General features: G+C 50.6%; 13 protein-coding genes. 7 read left to right on the forward strand and 6 right to left on the reverse strand.

The genetic code is table 11. The features are described from left to right. The first annotated feature begins 11 nt into the window (after positions 1 to 11). The 4 genes from A7K91_RS16620 to A7K91_RS16635 all read left to right on the forward strand — a co-directional run bounded on the left by A7K91_RS16620 (position 12) and on the right by A7K91_RS16635 (position 5,957). Complete coding sequence (locus A7K91_RS16620) at positions 12 to 2,453, forward strand: DUF5696 domain-containing protein (RefSeq protein ID WP_068684731.1); 2,442 nt, start codon at positions 12 to 14, stop codon at positions 2,451 to 2,453. A gap of 10 nt (positions 2,454 to 2,463) precedes the next feature. Then, complete coding sequence (locus tag A7K91_RS16625; protein WP_068684733.1) at positions 2,464 to 3,336, forward strand: carbohydrate ABC transporter permease; 873 nt, start codon at positions 2,464 to 2,466, stop codon at positions 3,334 to 3,336. A 4-nt stretch (positions 3,337 to 3,340) separates the two neighbouring features. Continuing rightward, a complete protein-coding gene (locus tag A7K91_RS16630) occupies positions 3,341 to 4,321 on the forward strand; it encodes a carbohydrate ABC transporter permease (protein WP_068684735.1) in 981 nt (326 codons plus the stop codon). A gap of 205 nt (positions 4,322 to 4,526) precedes the next feature. After that, positions 4,527 to 5,957 (forward strand): glycoside hydrolase family 43 protein, encoded by a 1,431-nt coding sequence (locus A7K91_RS16635; protein WP_156739631.1) that lies wholly within the window; start codon positions 4,527 to 4,529, stop codon positions 5,955 to 5,957. Positions 5,958 to 6,121: 164 nt separating this feature from the next. On the opposite strand, the gene A7K91_RS16640 is transcribed toward A7K91_RS16635, so the two are convergent. The 3 genes from A7K91_RS16640 to clpP all read right to left on the reverse strand — a co-directional run bounded on the left by A7K91_RS16640 (position 6,122) and on the right by clpP (position 8,342). Continuing rightward, positions 6,122 to 6,586, reverse strand: coding sequence for a hypothetical protein (locus A7K91_RS16640; protein ID WP_068684739.1), 465 nt, complete (start codon positions 6,584 to 6,586; stop codon positions 6,122 to 6,124). A gap of 104 nt (positions 6,587 to 6,690) precedes the next feature. Further along, positions 6,691 to 7,731 carry an NAD-dependent epimerase/dehydratase family protein gene (locus tag A7K91_RS16645; RefSeq protein ID WP_082967505.1) on the reverse strand — a complete coding sequence of 347 codons (1,041 nt, stop codon included), beginning with the start codon at positions 7,729 to 7,731 and terminating at the stop codon, positions 6,691 to 6,693. A gap of 26 nt (positions 7,732 to 7,757) precedes the next feature. After that, entirely contained in the window at positions 7,758 to 8,342 is a 585-nt protein-coding gene (gene clpP, locus A7K91_RS16650; protein WP_068684743.1) for an ATP-dependent Clp endopeptidase proteolytic subunit ClpP, read from the reverse strand. A gap of 177 nt (positions 8,343 to 8,519) precedes the next feature. Here clpP and A7K91_RS16655 point away from each other — a divergent pair, with 177 nt between their 5' ends. Then, entirely contained in the window at positions 8,520 to 9,278 is a 759-nt protein-coding gene (locus tag A7K91_RS16655) for an RNA polymerase sigma factor (RefSeq protein WP_068684745.1), read from the forward strand. Positions 9,279 to 9,311: 33 nt separating this feature from the next. Further along, positions 9,312 to 10,070 (forward strand): HAD family hydrolase, encoded by a 759-nt coding sequence (locus tag A7K91_RS16660; protein WP_068684747.1) that lies wholly within the window; start codon positions 9,312 to 9,314, stop codon positions 10,068 to 10,070. Positions 10,071 to 10,142: 72 nt separating this feature from the next. Here the strand turns inward: A7K91_RS16660 and A7K91_RS16665 are convergent, their stop codons facing one another. From A7K91_RS16665 to A7K91_RS16675, 3 genes are read right to left on the reverse strand one after another with little or no spacing between them, the layout of a single operon-like run. After that, positions 10,143 to 10,928 (reverse strand): ABC transporter permease, encoded by a 786-nt coding sequence (locus tag A7K91_RS16665; RefSeq protein ID WP_068684750.1) that lies wholly within the window; start codon positions 10,926 to 10,928, stop codon positions 10,143 to 10,145. A gap of 3 nt (positions 10,929 to 10,931) precedes the next feature. Beyond that, on the reverse strand, positions 10,932 to 11,705 hold the full coding sequence (locus A7K91_RS16670) for an ABC-2 family transporter protein (protein ID WP_068684752.1): 774 nt from the start codon (positions 11,703 to 11,705) through the stop codon (positions 10,932 to 10,934). Then, positions 11,702 to 12,688: an ABC transporter ATP-binding protein gene (locus tag A7K91_RS16675; RefSeq protein ID WP_068684754.1), complete on the reverse strand. Its 987-nt coding sequence runs from the start codon at positions 12,686 to 12,688 to the stop codon at positions 11,702 to 11,704. Before A7K91_RS16675 ends, A7K91_RS16670 begins: the two co-directional genes overlap by 4 nt. Positions 12,689 to 12,822: 134 nt before the next feature. Between A7K91_RS16675 and A7K91_RS16680 the strand changes: the two genes are divergently transcribed. Beyond that, a complete protein-coding gene (locus A7K91_RS16680) occupies positions 12,823 to 13,533 on the forward strand; it encodes a MerR family transcriptional regulator (protein WP_068684756.1) in 711 nt (236 codons plus the stop codon). The last annotated feature ends 80 nt before the right edge of the window (positions 13,534 to 13,613 follow it).

The raw sequence follows: 13,613 nt of genomic DNA on the forward strand, positions 1-13,613 counted from the left end.
GGGGAAGCCAGATGAAAAAACGGCGTACACGCAAATGGATAATCGGGGGGATAGCCTTGACGCTGCTGGCTGCCGGGGCATTCCAGCAATTTCTGCCGCCATCCGGGGCCCGCGCTGCAGAAGCCGTAGCTCAGTCGGAAGCAAGCGGCCCGGAGCCGGAATCGGCAGGGTCGCAGTCCGCAGCAAGCGGCTCGGAGCCGGAAGCATCTGGATCGCAATCCCAAGCTGGCGCAGGAGAAGCGTCCTCCGATGTTGCTGAGGCAGCATCTAAAGAGGCAACGGTCTTGGCGGCGGACGACGAAAAAAAGGATAGCGGCAATATGGCTCAAGCCCAGCCGGGAGAAGTATCCATGTATCCGGTAACGGCTGTAACCAAAATGCTGGAGAATGGCACTTATACTCTTTATCTGGACGAAAAAACCGGAAACGTCAGGGTGACGAGCCAAAAAAGCGGCACGGAGTGGCTGGGAGCGCCGATTGTTCCGCGCAGCACAATGCCAAACAACAAAAAATTTATGGATTCCGCCGTACACCTGAAATATACGGAAGGCGCGGATATTACATCCACTTATTCGCTAAAGGATAAGGAAACGGCAGTTTCCATAGCCGCCGGAAGCGACTCCGTTACCGTGAGTTTTGCTTTTGAGGTGGAGAAGCTTTATTTTGATGTCGTATACCGGCTGACCGAAACGGGCCTGGAGGTGACGATTCCATACTCATCCATCCGGGAGGAAGGCAAGGCCAAGCTGATCAGCATCGAGCCGCTGCCGTTTATGAATGCGGCCGCCGAAAGCGAGGAGGGCGCAATGCTGCTTCCCGACGGCTCGGGGGCGCTGCTGCATTTCCGCCCCAATCATCCCGCTTATCTCAAGGGATATTCGGAGATGATTTATGGCCCTGACCCCACCTTTATTACGCAAACGCATGATATGGTCTCGCTTGGCGGCATGAGAGCCAATACGCCAAGGAAATTTGCCGCATTGCCAGTATTCGGCATGTACCGGGACGGCATCGGCACACTCGGCATCGTGACACAGGGCGATTATGACGCCCGGATTAACGGTACGCCGGCAGGCATTCGCAGCATCCCGTTGTACCGCAGCTCCGCCGAGTTTATTTATCGTAAAAATGATGTCATTTTTATCGGCTCATCCGGTCAAATTCCTTATTATCAAGGCCAAAAGATCAAAGGAGACCGCAGCCTGAGTTATGTGCTGCTGGAGAAGGAGCAGGCGGGGTATGTCGGAATGGCCGCCGCTTATCGCAGCTACCTGATCAACGAACGCGGCATCGAGGCTGTAGCCGACAGCTCGGCGCCGCTATCGCTGACCTTGCTAGGCGGAATAAAGCGGGATGAAATTTTAGGCAGTACCTTTATTCGGATGACCACCTTCGAGCAGGCGCAAGCCATTATTGCGGAGCTTAAGGAGAGAGGCATTGAAGAGCTTGAGGTTACGCTGGACGGCTGGTCGAAAAACGGCCTGTACGGCGAGCAGCCTGATCATTTCCCCGCAGCCTCGCAGCTTGGCGGAAAGTCGGGTCTCAAGAAGCTGGCTGACTTTGCCGCGCAGCAGGATACGCCGCTCTATTTGCGGACGAACTATGTCAAGCCGTTTGGCGAAAGCGGCGGCTTCAGCAAGCGCAAGGATGCGGTGCGGGGAATGGACCGCGAAATGCTGAAATTGACAAGCTATTATTTAGCGACCCGCTGGACCAATGGCAATGCCTCCTTCTATTTAATGAAGCCGGAGCAGACTTACCGGAAGCATATTGCCAAGGAGCTGGATACGGCAGCCGAAATCGGGGCAAAAGGCATTCAATTTCAGTATATGGGGGAGCTGCTTTATTCCGATGAGGATTCCAATGATTATACAAGCCGGGCCGAAACGGCAGCGGTATGGATTCAGGCATTGGAGGACGCCCGCCAGAAGACGGGAAGAACAGCTGTCGATTACGGCTTTGGCTATACGCTTGGAGCTGTGGACCGAATTGATAATGCGCCGCTTTTTAGCAGCGGCTACATTTTTACCGACGAAGCGGTTCCCTTCTACCAGCTTGCGCTGCATGGACTGGTGCCTTATTATGCAGCGCCGGCCAATCTCCGTGAGGATTCCGCCATCGAGTTTCTAAAAGCAGTGGAATATGGCGCGCTGCCAAGCTACGAGCTGACGCATGCGCCAACAAGCAAGCTTCAGCGAACGCTGGAGGACAGGTTGTTCAGCTCGGAGGCCTCCCAATGGCTGGATACGGCTGTAGAGGAATACAACCGGCTTAAGCCCTATTACGAAGCAATAGCCGGAAAACGAATGACCAGCCATCGCCAGCTTCAAGCCGGCGTTTACTTGACGGAATACGAAAACGGGGTTAAGGCCGTTGTCAATTATAGCGACCGGGACGTGGAAGTGGAAGGCATGCGGGTTGGTTCAATGGATTTTGCAGTGACGGGAGTGTGAAAAGGCCATCATGAAATGGAAATTAAACATGCGTTGGCGTCATTTTTTGGAGGGATATTCCTTTGTAGGGCTGTGGATTGCCGGTTTTTTTCTGTTTATGGCGATCCCTCTTGGACGCTCGCTTTATTATTCCTTCCAGGAGCTGAAAACAAGCCGCGAGGGGCTTATCGCTGAATATGTAGGCACCCTTCACTTCAGGGCGGCCTTTACCGTCGATGTTAACTTTTTGCCGTTGCTTCGGGAAACGATGACAACGATGCTGTCCCATGTCCCGCTGGTGCTTGTGTTTGCAATGATTTGCGCGCTTTTGCTAAACCGCCATGCCAGAGGAAGAATGTTTTTCCGGGGTATTTTTTTCCTGCCGGTTATTATTGCTTCGGGCACAATTCTGAAAAAGCTGATGGAGCAAGGCGCAGCACAGCTTCCTATCTTTATGCAATATGATTTGTACAGCAAGCTCAGACTGTTTATTCCCGGCGACGGGCTGGTTACACTTCTTGAGTATTCGGATTCGCTGACGCTTGTTATGTGGGATTCCGGCGTGCAAATTCTTATTTTTCTGGCGGGCCTGCAAACGATCTCGCCTCAGCTCTATGAAGCCGCCAAATGCGACGGAGCAACCAAATGGGAAAGCTTCTGGAAAATAACATTTCCAATGATTTTGCCGATGGTATTCGTCAACACGCTGTTTACGATGGTCAATTCGTTTACAAAGGCCGACAACGGCGTTATGAACCATCTCCGCACCGTGGTGTTCAGCAATAACAATTACGGCTACGGCTCTGCGCTGGGCTGGATTTATTTTATGATGATTTTTATGCTGCTGGGCATTGTGTTTCTGCTGTTTCGCAAAAGCCTGACATCGATGGAAGGGAGAGGGTGACGGCATGAAGGAGGCTCCGCTGGATTATGTAAAACGCAATATTAGCGGCCGGCTGGAGGCGGGCCTAAGGCATTCGGCGGCGAAACGAAGCAAGGCTATTGTCTCCAGCCTCGTTTATTATTTTGTGCTGCTCAGCCTGTCGTTTGTATTTGTTTATCCGCTGCTCTATATGGTTTCCAAATCGCTGATGCAAAGCTGGGATGTGGCGGATGCAACGGTGCGCTGGATTCCGACGCGGTTTAGCCTCTATAATTACCAGGTTGCTTTTGCGGAGATGAAATATTGGCAGGGCTTTCTGAACAGCGTCGTTACATCGTTTGGAAGCGCGGCGCTGCAAATTGTCAGCTGCTCGCTGATCGGCTACGGCTTTGCCCGATACCGCTTCCCGGGCTACGGCCTTTGGCTGGGGCTGCTTGTATTCACCTTTCTGGTTCCGCCGCAAACCATCGTTGTCCCGCTGTATATGTTTTTTAGCGATTTGGGCTGGATTAACACCCATTTGCCGTTTGTTGTTCCGGCGGCTTTTGGACATGGCTTGCAGGGCGCGCTGTTTGTGCTCATTTTTATCCAGTTTTACAGACGTTTGCCCGGCGTGCTGGAGGAAGCTGCGCGGATAGACGGAGCGGGGCATATGCGAACCTATTGGCAAATCATGTTCCCGTTGGGACGGCCGGCCATGCTTGTCGTATTCCTGTTCTCCAGCGTGTGGCACTGGAATGACAACTTCCAGCCAAGCACTTATTTGCAGCTGCCGCCGTTTTATAATCTGGCGCAGCGAATGAGCGGGTTTTACGGGAAAGCCAATATGTCGGCGGAGCAGATGTCGCAGTCGATATCGGCGGAAGCGATCGGCATGGCGCCTACGCTGATTAATCAGATTATGGCAGGCGTCATTTTGTCCATCCTCCCTATTTTGCTGATGTATTTGTTTGTTCAGCGCTACTTTGTTGAAAGCGTAGAGCGCTCCGGCATTGCAGGGGAATAACAGAGCTAATAAGGAGGGCGGAGCTTTTATGAAGCAAACAAAACGGCTTGTGCTTGCTTTGCTGCTGACGGCGGCTATCGCGGGAGGCTGCAGCAAGGGAGCATCTTCCGAAACGGAGCCGGTTGCCGGGAAAGCCTCCAATGCGGAGAGCGGATTGCTGCCAAGCGATAGCAATGCCGGGACAACGGCGGAAAATGGTGAGCAGATGACAGCCAGCAAAAACCAGCCTACGGCAGACAGCGGCTCCGCTATGGAAGCAGAAAACGCGGGGCCAGCCTTTGCAGAGGTGTCCGTGCATGATCCTTCCATTATAAAAACGGATGGTATCTACTATATTTACGGCTCTCATCTTCAATCGGCCAAATCAGCCGATCTGGTGCAGTGGACATCCATTTCCTCTGGCGTGAAGGACGGAAACCCGCTAATTCCCAATGTGACGACTGAAATGGCGGACGCGCTGGAATGGGGGCAGACGGATACCTTTTGGGCGGGCGATGTTATTGAGTTAGCCGATGGGAAATTTTATATGTATTACAGCGTCTGCAAGGGGGATTCGCCGCGCGCGGCAATTGGCCTTGCCGTGTCGGATTCGCCAGTGGGACCGTTTTCCAATGTCGGCATCCTTCTGAAATCCGGCATGTGGGGCGAAAAAAGCGAGGACGGCATCGTTTACGATCCTACTATTCATCCCAATACGATTGACCCTCACACCTTTTTTGATCATGAAGGACTGCTCTGGATGGTGTACGGCTCCTATTCCGGCGGTATTTTTATTCTGAAAATGGACCCTGCAACCGGGCTGCCCCTGCCGGATCAAGGCTACGGGAAAAAGCTGCTTGGCGCCAATCACAGCCGGATTGAAGCGCCCTACATTTTGTACAGCCCGGAAGCCGGCTATTATTATTTGTTTCTGTCATATGGCGGTTTGGATGCCTCCGGCGGCTACAACATCCGTGTAGCTCGCTCCAGCCAGCCGGATGGTCCCTATGTGGACTCGGAGGACCAGGACATGATCAAGGCCGGAGGAGCGGCGGGTTCATTCTTTGATGACCGGGCCATAGAGCCATATGGCGTCAAGCTGATGGGCAATTATTTGCTGCGCCGGCAGCCGGGCGAGGCAGGCGGAGGAATTGGCGCCGGCTATGTATCTCCCGGCCATAATTCAGCCTTTTATGATGAAGAGCAACGAAGCTATTATTTAATCTTCCATACTCGTTTTCCATATAGAGGAGAGGAATACGAGGTTCGTGTGCACCGAATGTATATCAATGCAGACGGATGGCCGGTTGTGTCGCCGCAGCGATATTCGGGGGAGCCGGACGGGACGTTTGCGGAAGCCGATATTCCGGGGAGCTACAAGGCGGTTAATCATGGAAAGGATATTTCAAACGAGGTGAAGGAATCCGTCCTGCTGGAGCTGAAGGAGGACGGGAGTATTTCCGGGGATTGGAGCGGTACGTGGACGCTGACCGGGGATGGCAAATGCGAGATAACGCTAAATGGCACGCTTTTTAAAGGGGTGTTTGTCAAGCAATGGGATGCCGTGGCCAGGCAGGAAACGATGTCCTTTACCGCGTTATCCCATAACGGGGAAGCGGTATGGGGGAGTGCAATCGTGGAGCGCGAAGTGAACTAGAGCAAAAGCAAAAGCAAAAGCAAAAGCAAGAGCAAGAGCAAGAGCATATGCTTGGTCCAGCCGCAAACGAAAATACGAAATAAAAAAAGAGCCTTGCCGCCGTCATCCTCGGGATGGCGGAGCAAGGCTCTTCGAACTGACTACTCACTAATTAGCCGTTTCTGTTACTTGTGGCCAAACACGGCAACGTCAATTGTGTCCAAACCTCTGTAGCAGGAGCGTTTGCTGCGGGCAGCATAAGCAACGATGCTTAATACTTCACCCGGCACCCGATAAGATTGGGAGAAGGATTGACCTGGAACCAATCTGATTTTGGCAAGACGGAATTCCTGAACGTGACGACTTCTGCATTCCTTTCCTTCCCGCTCGCCGCGACCGGAAACAAGCAGCACCAGATAAACAGGAGAAACTGATGTTCTCCGATTTTCGGCCACTACACGGATTGTTTCGAATTCGCGCACATCAATTCCGCCTCCGCGGTGGTGGTCATGATGATGCTTCCGATGGTGATGGTGGTGACCATGATGATCGCCGCCTCCATGATGCCTGCCAGTGATCAGCTCGCTTGTGCCTGGGCGCAGGGATACGCCATTAACTGGGGTGCTGAACAATAATCTGTTTTTAGCCATATTTTCACCTTCCTCTTTCGAAGTACTATATGCTATGAGTTAGCTCTAGCAATTGCTTGTACTTTTGTCCGGAGGTGAAATATCACGAGTTTACTTTTTTAAATCTACCGTGTTGAACGTAATTGCCATAAAGCAAGAAGCTGTTGTTCGCGCTCTGCCTTCAGGCTGCCCAATGCTTCTGGCCGGGCTTCAAGCAGCCAGTGCATTGTATCTTCCACCGTCTCATGGAGCGGCCGGAAATTCAATCCCATATCTATGGCTCGTTTGACCGACAAAGAAAAAATACCGCCAACATCTCCCGGAGTACCCGTCTCTGTATCGGGAAGCCAAAACGGCAGCTCGGTCCAGGGCTGTATTTTCTGCTCTTGAAGGAAGTCATCGCTCACCCATGTAAACTCTGCTTCATTGCTGCATGTATCCCGGCAAACCTGAAGCAATTCCCCCATTGTCAGCACGTTTTTTGGCCCGGTCGCGTTAAAAGTGCCGGTTACCGACGCCGAGCCGAGAGATACCGCCCACTCCGCCAAGTCGCGGGCATCGATAAGCTGAACGGGACGGCTTCTGCTGCCTGGCGCGAGCACATTCCCCCCGCGCATCAGGCGCTTGACCCAGTAGGAAAAACGGTCGCTGACGTCATAAGGGCCAACAATCAAACCGGGCCTTATGATAAGGGAACGGGTTGGCATTGCTTGCCGCAGGACTTCTTCGCAATGAGTTTTTAATGCACCGTAATGCTCTAACTGAAGGCTTTTTTCAGCATGCTCTGCATCAAGGACTGACAACTGTTCCTGCTCAAGCGTTAATAGGCCGTCCGTTTCGGAGATATTGCGCGCAGTGAAGTCGCTATAGACGCTGCAAGTGGAAATGAAGGTGTAGTGTCCGATATTGTCCGACAAAATTTTGGCGGCTGAGCGCATCTGCGACGGCCAATAGCCCGATGTGTCGATGACGCAATCCCATTGTCTGCCGCGGAGGATATTCATATCTGCATTGCGGTCGCCATGCAAGATTTCTACATCGGGATCAGGCTGTCCCCCGGATATGCCCCGATTAAAAAGCGTAACCTCAATGTTGCGGGCTAGCGCCGCTTTGAGCATATGCTTGCCGAGAAAACGGCTCCCTCCCAAAATAAGCAGCTTCATCATGACGCTCCTTTACACAGGTTATTTTGTTATTGCGACGAGATCACCTTATCTACTATTCCATATGCTACGGCTTCCTCCGCTGACATAAAGTAGTCGCGGTCCATATCCCGTTCCACCCTCTCTAGCGGCTGGCCGGTTCGCTCGGCTGTAATCCGGTTAAGCTTTTCCCGCGTATTTAATATGTGCTTGGCGGTGATGGCGATATCGCTGGCTTGCCCTCTGGCGCCTCCATGCGGCTGATGAATCATAATTTCACTGTTCGGCAAGGCGAAACGTTTGCCTTTCTCACCGGCCAATAGCAAAATAGCGGCGAACGAAGCGGCAAAGCCAGTGCAGATCGTTTGCACCTGCGGCTTGATATATTGCATTGTATCAAAAATGGCAAAGCCGGCAGTAACAGAGCCCCCGGGACTATTAATGTACATATGGATATCCTTTTCGGGGTCGTCTGCGGTCAGGAAGAGCAGCTGGGCGATGACGGTATTGGCCAGCGCATCATTAATTTCGGAGCCGATAAACACGATTCGATCCTTAAGCAGTCTGGAATAAATATCATAGGACCTTTCGCCGCGGCTTGTTTGCTCCAGTACATAAGGAACAGGTATGCTCATTTTGTATAACCTCCATATCGCTTTTGGTTTCACTATGCAAACGGCTGGCGGCAGCAAAAAGATACGGGTGCAGCGTAATGTGGTAAAATAGGGCGAGAGCGTATCCTTTTGAACCCGTTATTCGTTTTCCTCTTAAGCAGGCGCATGTCGCATTTGATGTTGAGGAGGTACATGTAGATGGAAAAAGCAGGCTTCGAAAAGGAAAAAGAGCATAAAGAGCCGGACTGGTCCGGCTTGCATCTGACCTTGTTCCGTTATTGTTTCTCTATAGCCCGAGTAAAGGAAAAAGCAGAGGATTTGGCGCAAAGCACTTGGCTTAAAGCGATTCCTGTTCTTATGGAGAAGGGGCATGCCAATCCCGAGGCTTTTTTGCTTCGAGTCGCCAAAAATAAATGGATAGACCAATGCCGCAAACAACGTTTAATGCTGGACAAAAGCGTTGGCCTTGCCCATGAAACGGCAAGCGATGTAATTACGGCGGTGGAAATTGAACCGTTGCTGCAAGCGATGAGCGACAGGATGTCCCCAATGCAGCTTGGCGTGTTTCTGCTGCGCGAGGTGCTGTCGTATTCCATTAGCGATACAGCCTTAATATTGGAAACGACAGAGGGTGCGGTGAAATCGGCGCATTTTCGGGCCAGAAATGCGGTTAGTCATATTAGGGAAGATTTGCTTCGCGATGAAAAGGAATTAGAGGCGCAAGAGGAGCGCAAGCAAAGCAGAATGGATTATAAGCAAGATTTTGCAGAACAAGAGAGCCTTTTGGGTAATAGCCGATACAGCAGGGCCGACAAGGATTGGCTTAATCGGCTGGCCTGGGCTTGCCTGGAGGGCGATGGTCCCGCATTGGTTGATCTCGTTGTTGGCCTCGGCACGGATACCCGGCAGCCATCGACTTCTTCATTTGGAGGTATAACGATGATGATGGCCGCTTAAGTATAGGCATTCAGGAGAGGAACAGAAATAAAGATGAAAAAAGCCGTTTTTTTTGATGTTGACGATACCTTATATGATCATTTATTGCCGTTTCGCAAAGCGATTGGGAAATGGCTTCCGGACCCAGAAAACTTTCCTTTTGGCGAGGCGTATTACTATTTTCGTTATTACAGCGACAAGCTGTCCCATGAGTTAGGCGGAGCTGGAGCAATGGGAGACGGCGAGCTGGTGGAAGGTATGCGCAGCCGCCGTTTTGTGCTGACCTTGGCGGAATATGGCATTACGCTTACGGAAGGCGAAGGAGCAGAGGCGCAGCGACTTTACATGGGCTGCCAATACGATATCGAGATGTTTCCCGGAGCGCGGGAGCTATTGAGGGAGCTGCAACAGGCCGGCTATGTGACGGGGCTGATAACAAACGGCGAAGGCGGCCACCAGCGCAAAAAAATTGCAGCTATGGAGCTGGAGAGGCTTGTCAAGCCGGATCATATTTTTATATCGGGAGAACATGGCTGGGATAAGCCGGATATCCGATTATTCCGTCATGTGAATGCTCAAACAGGTACTTCTCCAGAGCATTGTCTCTATATTGGCGATTCCTGGCGGAATGATATGGTGGGCGCTCTTGATGCGGGCTGGAGAGCCATTTGGTTCAATCACAGGGGAGCAAGGCCGGAGTCGGAGCATCAGCCGCATTGCGAGATTCGGAATTTCTCCGAGCTTAAAGCGGCTATTGAAGCCCAGATTGGCGTAGGAGGGCTTCACACTATAGGGCTCCAACCAGGCAGATAGGCGTATAAACTGATTTTAAAATAAGGCGGATGGAAACCACAAACGTTTCTGTCCGCCTTTTGATATCTACCTTTAGCTAGTGGCGCTGGTGTATCGTCTCAAAGCGCGCCGCCAAACGATTGACACGAGAATGAGAAAAATTGACCCTCCAATCAAGCTTCCAATAAACAAAGCTTTAGTTGGCCCCTGTACCAGAACCAGAGCCGGGAATGTTGATATAAAGGCGATGGGAATAACATGGGTCAGGAGCTTCTGCAAAAAGGGATGATAGACAGCAAGAGGATATCGTCCCAGCTCCCAGCATGCATCATAAATAATGGATGGCTCCATGCCCGGCGCCCAGAATGCCAGACAAGCCAGCAGCGCTCTTGATGCCCATGCTGTAAGCACCCCAATAAATAGAAGCAAGCCATAGAGCAGGAGGCTTAGGGCTGTCAGCTTAATCGAGCCGATGGCGATTCCAAAGCCAACGGTAGCCAGACCAAGCAGGCTTTGTGTAATTGCCCATGGCTGGCAGGTTCCCAAGCTCATCAGAAACAGGTTTGATGCCGGCTTGAGCAGTGCCTCATCTATTTCGCCGTTCGTAACCTTCGGCTGAAAAAATGCAAGATTTGGAGTGACAAATGCGGCGATTATTCCACTTACGAACTGATAGCTGCCAAGCAAAACAATCGTTCCTCCGAGGGACCATCCTGCGAGTGAACTGGTACGAGAAAAAATAGCGGCTACCGCAAAAATGCCAGATAACAATCCAATGGCTGTCATCAGGATTTCAAAGAAAAGATTGGCGCGATGCGCGAGCTGTCTTTGAAGACTGATGGTAAATATGCAATGAAATAATTGCAGGTGCTTTATCATAGTTTAACCTCCTACGACCGTATATCGTCTAACCCCTTTTTTCCAAAGCAATAAGCTCGTCATAGCAAAAACCAACAACCAGAAAAGCTGGAGCAGATAGCTGTTTATGATGTCCATGGATGTTGTGGAGCTGGTGATGATTTCAGCCGGAAGAGCCATCATTAGTCGGAAGGGTAAAAACTCAACAACGGACTGAAGCATCTCCGGCATCAGTCCAACCGGTACAGCGACGCCTCCCAACAGGAAAACCAGCGTGCCGCCCAGGCTTACGACGGCATGGGCTCTTTCTGTCCAGAAGGCTGTTAAAGCCAAAGAGAATGTAAATACAAATTGCAGGCAAGCTGCAAGAAACAAGGCGGGAAGAGCTGCAACAATAAGTGAAGCCCGAATACCGGTCATTGGAAAAACTAGGGGTACGATTACCAGCACAGGCGTGCCAATAATTATATGCCAGATGCGTATGGACAAATTATCACCGATGGGCTGTAAAATAATGGAGTGCGGACGCAATAATTCTTCTGCTAATTCCCCGGAATATATTTTTCCTGAAAAGGTATGGTTTTCATAGGATACAGTCATGAGACGGACAATAAGGAGTACGAAGTAATATAGCGGCAGGGTGTTGTTGCCAGGCAGTGCAGTACTCCACACGGCAAGTCCGATCAAGGGCGTAACGGCCTGATTAGCAACCAGCGTAAAAGCAAAGCTTCTCCAGGCCAGCCATTGAAGGAAGGCGTTTTTAACATAAACTTGCAGTATGCGAAGCAGCCGTCTCATTTATGAATACTCCCTTCACTGAAAATCTGCTCCATTACATCCTCAAGCGGCGGCTCCACAACCAGAAGATCGTGTACGCTGAAGGAGGAGAGAATTCGGTTTGTCACTGCTGTAATCCTCTCCTTAGGTATGCGTAGTGTGATAGAGTGATCCTCCGAATGAATGACATCGCCGATATCCTCCCATAAAAAGCCATTTGTATCCGTAAATGAAATATGAAGGTGCTTATATGGCGTCATCGCGTCATACAAGGCCGAGAGTCGGCCATCATAATGGAGCTCCCCCTTATTAATCAGAATGATTCGTCCACAAAGAGCCTCTACATCGGCCATATAATGGCTTGTGAGCAGAATGGTTGCCCGAGTATGGCTGCTGTATAGCTTTAAAAATTTGCGTATGGCATTTACAGCAGTTACGTCCAGCCCAAGGGTTGGCTCGTCAAGGAACAAAACCTTTGGACGATACAGCAGCGAGCAGGCAAGACCGGAGCGCATCTTCTCCCCAAGCGACAATGCACGTACTTGCCTGGGGAGCAAAGACTCCAGATCCAGCATGTCAACTAGCTCGGCAGCGTTCCTGCGATAGTCGAAGTCCGTGACATCATAAAGCTTTTTTTGAAACAACAAGGCGTCCTTGACCGTTAGCTCGCCAGGAACAGACATTGGCCGACTGCCTCTGATAAAGGCGATTTGTTTGAGGTATGAGATTTCGCGCAGCCAAGGGATGTGGCCCAGCACCTTCGCTTCTCCATCAGAGGAATGAAGAATCCCGCTAAGCATCTTGAGCGTTGTTGTTTTTCCGGCTCCATTAGGCCCAAGAAAACCAACCACCTCACCTTCCCCAATAGTAAAGCTGATGTGCTCAACTGCTTTTACATATCGGTATTGACGCTTGAATAGAGATTGAAGTGAAGCTTTGAGACCTGCAGGGCGAACGGGTACCTTATACGTCATCGTTAAATTCTTTACGGTCATTACAGACATGCTTACGACCTCCCGGATATCGTTTTCATTCACATCTTACAACAATAAAGCAAGAGATAATCTTTTATGGAATTTCGTGTATAATAGTTCCAGTAAACCTTATCATTAAACTTTAATGTTAGTGAGGTGTGGAAATGAAAGAAGGAGAAGGCTTGAGGCCCATTGATATTGCCCGGAGAATTGGTATGAGCACAAGCGCTTTGAGGCATTACGAAAGTTGGGGATTAATTCCGCCTGTTCCCAGGTCCCCCTCCGGATATCGGATATATACATTAGAGCATTTGGCATTTTTTGAGTGTATACGAAACATGGGGGAGGGCTTCGGGATCAAGCTGACAGGAGCGGTACTGCGTCATGTCAAAAGAGGTAATATTGATTCGGCATTGTGGGTAATTAACGATGCCCAAACGTTGAAAAACCGCGATAAGCAAATCGCTCTTCGTGCGGTGAGCCTGCTGGAGGAGCCGGATAAACCGCAGGCTGGCGGAGCTTTGCGTGAGTGTATGACGATTAATGAGGTTGTGCAGCAGACAGGTATTGCCGCCTCTGCTATACGTTATTGGAATCAAATTGGATTGCTTCAGGTAGAAAGAGATGGCATGAATGGATATCGTTTGTTTAGTCCGGATTCGTTAAAGCAAATGATCCTCATAAAAACGCTCAGGAATGCAGGTTATGATCTCTCAACTATTAAAGAGCTGCTGTATGAGGTAGGTGAACAAAATATAGTCCGTGCAATCCAGATTGCCAGATCGGCACTGGAGGAAATGGACAAGGCTCTGCAGAAGCAACTAGTGGGTCTGCATTATCTGTACAAGCTTTTAAGAGAACTGGGAAAAATGTAGCTTGAAATTGCAAGGAGCGCTCGCTACACCTTGATGAAATAAGAGGAACCAACAAAAGTGGAGCCGCTTCCGAGGAACTG

Source organism: Paenibacillus oryzae, from assembly GCF_001675045.1.
Lineage (GTDB): Bacteria > Bacillota > Bacilli > Paenibacillales > Paenibacillaceae > Pristimantibacillus > Pristimantibacillus oryzae.

What these genes read in the sequence shown, in the direction of transcription:
- A7K91_RS16625 (WP_068684733.1), top strand. Translation starts at nt 2,464, where the DNA reads ATGAAATGGAAATTAAACATGCGTTGGCGTCATTTTTTGGAGGGATAT.
- A7K91_RS16675 (WP_068684754.1), bottom strand. Translation starts at nt 12,688, where the DNA reads ATGTCTGTAATGACCGTAAAGAATTTAACGATGACGTATAAGGTACCC.
- A7K91_RS16680 (WP_068684756.1), top strand. Translation starts at nt 12,823, where the DNA reads ATGAAAGAAGGAGAAGGCTTGAGGCCCATTGATATTGCCCGGAGAATT.
- A7K91_RS16645 (WP_082967505.1), bottom strand. Translation starts at nt 7,731, where the DNA reads ATGATGAAGCTGCTTATTTTGGGAGGGAGCCGTTTTCTCGGCAAGCAT.
- A7K91_RS16630 (WP_068684735.1), top strand. Translation starts at nt 3,341, where the DNA reads ATGAAGGAGGCTCCGCTGGATTATGTAAAACGCAATATTAGCGGCCGG.
- A7K91_RS16660 (WP_068684747.1), top strand. Translation starts at nt 9,312, where the DNA reads ATGAAAAAAGCCGTTTTTTTTGATGTTGACGATACCTTATATGATCAT.
- A7K91_RS16670 (WP_068684752.1), bottom strand. Translation starts at nt 11,705, where the DNA reads ATGAGACGGCTGCTTCGCATACTGCAAGTTTATGTTAAAAACGCCTTC.
- clpP (WP_068684743.1), bottom strand. Translation starts at nt 8,342, where the DNA reads ATGAGCATACCTGTTCCTTATGTACTGGAGCAAACAAGCCGCGGCGAA.
- A7K91_RS16635 (WP_156739631.1), top strand. Translation starts at nt 4,527, where the DNA reads ATGACAGCCAGCAAAAACCAGCCTACGGCAGACAGCGGCTCCGCTATG.
- A7K91_RS16655 (WP_068684745.1), top strand. Translation starts at nt 8,520, where the DNA reads ATGGAAAAAGCAGGCTTCGAAAAGGAAAAAGAGCATAAAGAGCCGGAC.
- A7K91_RS16665 (WP_068684750.1), bottom strand. Translation starts at nt 10,928, where the DNA reads ATGATAAAGCACCTGCAATTATTTCATTGCATATTTACCATCAGTCTT.
- A7K91_RS16640 (WP_068684739.1), bottom strand. Translation starts at nt 6,586, where the DNA reads ATGGCTAAAAACAGATTATTGTTCAGCACCCCAGTTAATGGCGTATCC.
- A7K91_RS16620 (WP_068684731.1), top strand. Translation starts at nt 12, where the DNA reads ATGAAAAAACGGCGTACACGCAAATGGATAATCGGGGGGATAGCCTTG.